The organism is Acaryochloris sp. IP29b_bin.137, from assembly GCF_028285745.1.
Lineage (GTDB): Bacteria > Cyanobacteriota > Cyanobacteriia > Thermosynechococcales > Thermosynechococcaceae > Acaryochloris.
Genome location: NZ_JANQOP010000053.1, coordinates 1 through 5,857 on the forward strand (window position 1 = coordinate 1; position 5,857 = coordinate 5,857).

General features: G+C 46.2%; 7 protein-coding genes, 1 other RNA gene and 1 pseudogene. 5 read left to right on the plus strand and 4 right to left on the minus strand.

The annotated features are described in order from the left end of the window. Window positions 1-231 precede the first annotated feature (231 nt). Together Q0991_RS04310 and ffs are read right to left on the minus strand one after the other, a co-directional pair. Window positions 232-585: a hypothetical protein gene (locus Q0991_RS04310; RefSeq protein ID WP_299485846.1), complete on the minus strand. Its 354-nt coding sequence runs from the start codon at window positions 583-585 to the stop codon at window positions 232-234. A gap of 107 nt (window positions 586-692) precedes the next feature. After that, an RNA gene (gene ffs, locus Q0991_RS04315) (signal recognition particle sRNA small type) lies at window positions 693-789 on the minus strand. 329 nt (window positions 790-1,118) lie between these two features. Between ffs and Q0991_RS04320 the strand changes: the two genes are divergently transcribed. The 5 genes from Q0991_RS04320 to dmeF all read left to right on the plus strand — a co-directional run bounded on the left by Q0991_RS04320 (window position 1,119) and on the right by dmeF (window position 4,600). Then, on the plus strand, window positions 1,119-1,292 hold the full coding sequence (locus Q0991_RS04320; protein ID WP_299485848.1) for a hypothetical protein: 174 nt from the start codon (window positions 1,119-1,121) through the stop codon (window positions 1,290-1,292). A gap of 648 nt (window positions 1,293-1,940) precedes the next feature. Beyond that, window positions 1,941-2,774 (plus strand): hypothetical protein, encoded by an 834-nt coding sequence (locus Q0991_RS04325; protein WP_299485850.1) that lies wholly within the window; start codon window positions 1,941-1,943, stop codon window positions 2,772-2,774. Window positions 2,775-2,900: 126 nt separating this feature from the next. Continuing rightward, window positions 2,901-3,026 carry a hypothetical protein gene (locus Q0991_RS04330; protein ID WP_299485851.1) on the plus strand — a complete coding sequence of 42 codons (126 nt, stop codon included), beginning with the start codon at window positions 2,901-2,903 and terminating at the stop codon, window positions 3,024-3,026. Window positions 3,027-3,146: 120 nt separating this feature from the next. After that, entirely contained in the window at window positions 3,147-3,350 is a 204-nt protein-coding gene (locus Q0991_RS04335) for a LuxR C-terminal-related transcriptional regulator (protein ID WP_299485853.1), read from the plus strand. A gap of 269 nt (window positions 3,351-3,619) precedes the next feature. Then, a complete protein-coding gene (gene dmeF, locus Q0991_RS04340; protein ID WP_299485855.1) occupies window positions 3,620-4,600 on the plus strand; it encodes a CDF family Co(II)/Ni(II) efflux transporter DmeF in 981 nt (326 codons plus the stop codon). 132 nt (window positions 4,601-4,732) lie between these two features. Here dmeF and Q0991_RS04345 read toward each other — a convergent pair whose 3' ends face one another. Together Q0991_RS04345 and Q0991_RS04350 are read right to left on the minus strand one after the other, a co-directional pair. Next, window positions 4,733-5,572 (minus strand): metal ABC transporter permease, encoded by an 840-nt coding sequence (locus tag Q0991_RS04345; RefSeq protein ID WP_299485857.1) that lies wholly within the window; start codon window positions 5,570-5,572, stop codon window positions 4,733-4,735. 16 nt (window positions 5,573-5,588) lie between these two features. Next, window positions 5,589-5,857 (minus strand): annotated as a pseudogene (locus Q0991_RS04350) (ABC transporter ATP-binding protein); the annotation flags it as partial.

The window sequence follows — 5,857 nt, forward strand, 5'->3', positions numbered from 1 at the left end:
GCAACTGAAACCCCATAAACGACTCAATTACCAGAGAGGCATGAGGGCGCTATCACTGATTCAGAACACATTGTGAAACCCTTGTCATCCCCAAAGATCCATAACACCAAGAATGCGCTCCCATAGTTTTGTCGTGATAATGATGGTAACCTCCACCAGCGAGCTACTCATCCATAAGAGGATTTAGGCATTGAGTTAATAGAGATGCCTACTCCACTAAAAAAAAGACCTTTATGGATCTTGCAATTGACGGAGCTCCTCTTCCAATTCAGACACCTGCTGATGGAGGTTTACAGACGAGGTCGGTGATTCTTCTTCTTCCTCGGTGATCAGCTCTATTGCTTGAGGTTGATCTGGATAGGGAGCTTCTTCGACAGAAACTTGTGTAGGCGTAGAGTTGAACTGAGTTAACCATCGATTGGCTTCTTCTGTACTCATTTCACCCCGTTTAATCATTTCATCTGCAAGCTGTTGAGCTCGCTCTTGAATTTCCGCAACTTTTTGCCCTGCTTGCTCACCAGCATAGGAAGCAACACCAACTCCTAGGTAGAAGGCTTTTTTGACAAAATCTGGAAGGTCATTCATGGCCTTGTAATCGCCCAATCTTTGAAAGTAACGGGTAAGGGTAGGTTCAACGTCTATGCAACGTTAAGAACAGCTTCAATACCCAGATTTATCGCATTTAGAAAAAAAGTGACCCGGAGTCCACGCCTATTACAAGCATCCCGTATTGCTGCTACCTTCCGGTCCTGACAAGATTAAGGCGTTACAATCGCATGGGTCCGAGTCTACAATATAGTCTAGCATTGATATCTCGGATATACCCAAGTAGATATTGGTAGATATTGATAAAGGGCACCAACGACTGGCCGTGTTTCGTCTTGATGCCCCTTATCTAGTTCGCTCCTCACACAGTCGTGATTATATCCAATCCGACTACCGTTGTCATCTAGACAGACAGCACAAAGAAACGTTTAGCAAACGTCTCAGGATTCCAAAAGCCTTACAAGTAGGGATTTACCAGAGTATCGGGATGAGAGAATTTGAACCTCCGGCCCTTTCGTCCCGAACGGAGTCAATGAAACCCTAAGTTCCTTGTACAGGAAATCAGGTCGTCCATGCCCAACCTCTATGTGATTGGTGGAGCAAAGACCACTGTGTCCTTAAGCCTTCTGCCAACCTTTGTGGGAGTCTTCGAATATGTAAATGCGGATGCGATCTCAGCAGGTCTCTTCCCTCAATCCAAAGGCAATGGCCATGCAGTCTGGGCAGTTAATGGTAAAGCGAATTAAAGCGCTGGCTGATGCGAACGAACGCTGATTTTGCTCTTAAGACCACCTTGGCGGCCAAAAGCTTTATCCATTTCCTACGAGGGTGCAAGAACAAGGGCTACACCATCAATCTGAGGTATTTGTAGTTGAGAAGTCCTGAATCTTGCCGTTGAGCGGGTAGCTTAGACAAGTGGTGAGCATTCTATTCCTGAGGTTGATATTCGCAGATGTTATGCAGGATATAGGCAGACAATAGCGAATCATGGATGGATCCTGTTGAACTGATGGATCCTGTTGAAATAGGGTGAAGTGGAATTGGATAAAACACATCAATTCACTAGTTTTATCGAAATTTCTATTCAATCAAGAACACTCAAAACTACCATCAGCAAAGAGGATGAAGATTTTTTGAACCATCTCCTCCTTGGGGACTATTCCACGAGACTGATCCTCTCGTTCATTTCGTTAACGATTCGGTGAAATATGAACTCTTTAAAGATCGAGTGTTTGTTGCATTAAAACCTCAACTGGCTCGTTTCAGCACCATCAAGGCTTAGGCATAATTTTTATTAAACACAATGGAATTTTATTCTGATGAAGTACTGTCGATCTTAGTAAAAAAATAAGCTGACACTTCACTTTGATTGTTTATCTTGACCAATTTCCATCATGAACTATCTTAATCGGCCTATAGCAATCGGTAGCCTGTTGGTTTTTACTGCGTTTTTGGGCTTATGTGAGAAAAGCCAAGCCGCAACAATCAATTTAAGTACTTGGGAAGTCGAATCTTATCCTTTCCCTCCCAGTGTCAATGACCCAGCATCTAACTGGGTTCTATCCAATAATGGTGAGTCTGTTACTCAAACCACAAATGGGCAGCAGAGTTTTTTCTACAGCGACTTCGACGCTTGGAATACCAGAATCTCCGGTAAAGTCATTGCCACGGGTAGTGACGACGATTTCATTGGGTTTGCCTTTGGCTTCAGGCCAGGTGATACAACAAATTCATCCGCAAATTATCTATTACTCGACTGGAAGCAGGCAGATCAAAGCGGTACTCTTCCTAACCGTCCGCCTGGCATACCTCCAGGCACCATTAGCCGCAGAGGTTTAGCTGTTTCTCGGGTAACAGGTATTCCTGTCTATGAAGAAATAGGCGGGCATGTTAACTACCCAGAACCATCAGGCAGTGTTCAAGAGTTAGAGAGAGGAAATAATTTTGGTGATGCGGGTTGGGTGAGAAATCAAGAATATACGTTTGATCTCATTTTTAATCCCAATCAACTACAAGTGTTTGTAGATGGTGTTCCAGAAATAGATATCAATGGAGACTTTAATGATGGTCGTTTTGCTTTCTACAATTTCTCCCAAGCAGGGGTAACCTATAGTGCTTTTGATGCGCGACCAGTGCCAGAGGCATCAACGCTCCTAGGATCAGTAACAGTATTAGGCATCTTCACCTTTCTCAGGCGGGCAAGAACAGTCAAGGGGAAGGCAACTTAGCTGAAGGAAAAAGACAAACGTTTATCCTGTTGAAAATGGAAAATTTCTTGGCTAGAAGTGGGGGGTTGCCGTGATTATGGTCTCAGATGGCCATCACTATCGAAGACCAAAATCCTGATCTTGACAATGCGCCACGAGGAAGGGGAAGTTCTAGCCGCTTTTGTGGCGAGGGCCGACTTCTATTGCGTCAAAGACGCTGAACTAGAGCAATTAATTGAAGCTGTGAATACGACGGCGGAGGGCCATTCCTGAATCGATCCTGCGCTCGCAAGTATTGTCCTCAAACAAGTTCGCCAAACCCCTGATATCGTCAAACAAACAGCATCAGAGGTCGTCACTATCCAGGGTATCGATCCTGAGCAGACTAAGCTTTTGCAAACCTATCCGTTAACGGAGCGGGAGCTAGAGGTCCTAGAACTGATTGTGGGGGGTCATAGCAATACGGCGATTACGGAATCCTTATTTCTAGGGATTAGGACCGTGAAAACCTCTGTCCGAAATATTTTGAGTAAGCTTTGTACTAGCGATCGCACCGAAGCCGCTGTAAGAGCCCTTCGTTCTGGCTTGGTGAAATAATCCTTCCAGCCATCACCTGCAGGTTATCGACTGAGCTGCCTCAACGACCTGCTCATACTGAAAAACACCGAAGCCCTAGCTAATGCGTCTGAGCAGCTTTTCCCGCTCCTGTGTCTAATTTTCACAACTCACAATCTAAATTCGGTGAGGTGCAATTGAACGACGTATAACTTCCTCCTCTCACCCTATCTCGTAGGGGCATCCAGTGGGGTTGTAAAATTCAGGAATACTGACTGGTAAAGTCTTCAACTCCAGGATTTAGAGATTCAATGCATATTCAAACCCTTGATCATTGGCAACATTCTCATAACTTCTCGGTTAATCAGAATCAAGCGGAGAAAAACACCAAGATCGTGATGCTCATCACTGCAGCTACGATGATTGCTGAGATTACAGCGGGTACTATTTTGGGTTCGATGGCCCTGTTGGCGGATGGCTGGCATATGGCCACTCACGTAGCAGCATTCGGTATCACCGTGTTTGCGTATCGCTATGCTCGCCAACATGCTACTGATGCTAGATACACCTTCGGTACTGGCAAAGTCAGTGTACTGGGTGGGTTTGCTAGTGCTGTTGCGCTTGCGGTCGTCGCGTTTGTCATGGCATTTGAATCCGTCGGTCGATTTTTCCAACCCCAAACGATTCAATTTAACGAAGCGATTGGAGTGGCCATTCTTGGATTAGTGGTTAATTTAGTGAGTGCCTGGTTACTCCATGATGATCATGGTCATAGCCACGATCATCATGGCAGTCATGGTCACCACCATCATGCGGATCACAATCTGCGGGCTGCCTATGTACATGTTTTAGCGGATGCCCTCACCTCTGTTTTGGCCATCATTGCCTTATTTGCCGGGAAGTTTCTAGGTTGGATCTGGCTGGATGCCGCCATGGGAATCGTGGGTGCCGGAGTCATCACTAAATGGGCCTCCGACTTGGTGAGTGAAACAGGTTCAATCTTGCTGGATGGTGGAATTGATAAACACATTAAGCAGGATATTTTGAACGCCATTGAAGACGATGCGGATAATCGTGTGGTCGATCTGCATGTCTGGCGTGTCAGCCAAAAGCATCTGTCTGCAACTGTTTCGCTAGTAACCCATTATCCGCAAGCGCCAGAGTATTACAAGAGCCTCCTCAGTCAGATTCCATCTCTTGCTCATGTGCTTATTGAGGTCAATCCCTGTCATGGTGAGCCTTGTTTGGAAATTGACCATAGCCTCAACCCAGTCTCGGCCCCACTAGGGTGATTATGGGTAGATAAAAATCAGATCAAATGAGCATGACCTCAGTAGAATCGGCTGTGGGGTGGATAGCTCTGGTACGATTGTCACTTTTGATAAGTGCCATTCAATCTGAGCCAGCGGGTAAGCTGAACCGCACTAAGCTACAGCTTTATAAAGTTGTGGGTAAATCATCGCTCCCACAAAAATCCCCAGTTGGGCGATCACAATGCTTGGGCCGGAGGGTAAATTCAGTCCCGCTGACAACAGCATCCCCACTACTGCACTGATTGCTCCTAAGCTGGCCGAGAGGACAACATGATGGCTGAATTGGCGACAAAGTAACCGTGCCGCACAGGCTGGAATCACGACAAAAGCGCTAATCAAGAGTACTCCAATCGCTTTAATGGAAATCCCCACGACCAGAGCTAGGAGCACAATAAAAGTGGTTCGATGGAATGAGACGGATACACCCCTTGCGATCGCAAGGGGTTCATTTAGGGTGATTAGCATCTGCGTCCGAAACGTCAGTCCCATATACAGCGCGCAGACCAGCAGCAAAACTCCACAAAAAATTAAATCAGACGTATGCACCGCTAAAATATCGCCAAATAACAGTTGATGAATCCCTCCTTTGTAGGCACCCGTAAAGCTGAGAAGCACAACAGCAAACGCTAAGGAGGACGAGTAGACAATATTTAGCAGCGCATCCGTCCATAGCCGCGTTCGTTCCAGCAGATAACTCACGCCCAAGGCAAATAAGACCGCAAAAGGGAGGACAATTGCTGTGGGGTTCCAGCCCAACAGTATCCCGAAACTAATACCCAGTAGGGTAGAGTGCCCCAACGCATCGCTAAAAAATGACAGTTGTCGCAGAATTGTGAAGCTGCCAAGCATCCCGCCTGCTAATCCAGTCAGAATGCCGCTGATTACCGCCCGCTGCATAAATGGAAACTGAAACAGGTCGATAATTCGAGTAATTTCGCTGGCAAGAGACATCGAATGGGGTTACAAACTACAACGAACAGGAATGGTGATAGCGGGCAAACTCGGGGCCATAAACCGTGCTCAAGCTTTCTCTAGAGAGAGCGACTTCAGGAACCCCTTCACAGAGTAACGTGCGATTAATACACAACACATGATCACACTGGCGCTGCACCATATTTAGATCGTGAGAGACTTGTAAAATCGCCCATCCATGCTGTTGTTTGAGTTGGTTCAGTAATTGGTAGAATTCTGCTTCTGCCCGCAGATCTAGACCTGCAGGGGCCTCATCTAATATCA

Bases quoted from the DNA above. Each gene is read 5' to 3' on its own strand.
- Q0991_RS04330 (WP_299485851.1), top strand. From the start codon at position 2,901: ATGCGCCACGAGGAAGGGGAAGTTCTAGCCGCTTTTGTGGCGAGGGCC.
- Q0991_RS04325 (WP_299485850.1), top strand. From the start codon at position 1,941: ATGAACTATCTTAATCGGCCTATAGCAATCGGTAGCCTGTTGGTTTTT.
- Q0991_RS04320 (WP_299485848.1), top strand. From the start codon at position 1,119: ATGCCCAACCTCTATGTGATTGGTGGAGCAAAGACCACTGTGTCCTTA.
- Q0991_RS04310 (WP_299485846.1), bottom strand. From the start codon at position 585: ATGAATGACCTTCCAGATTTTGTCAAAAAAGCCTTCTACCTAGGAGTT.
- Q0991_RS04345 (WP_299485857.1), bottom strand. From the start codon at position 5,572: ATGTCTCTTGCCAGCGAAATTACTCGAATTATCGACCTGTTTCAGTTT.
- dmeF (WP_299485855.1), top strand. From the start codon at position 3,620: ATGCATATTCAAACCCTTGATCATTGGCAACATTCTCATAACTTCTCG.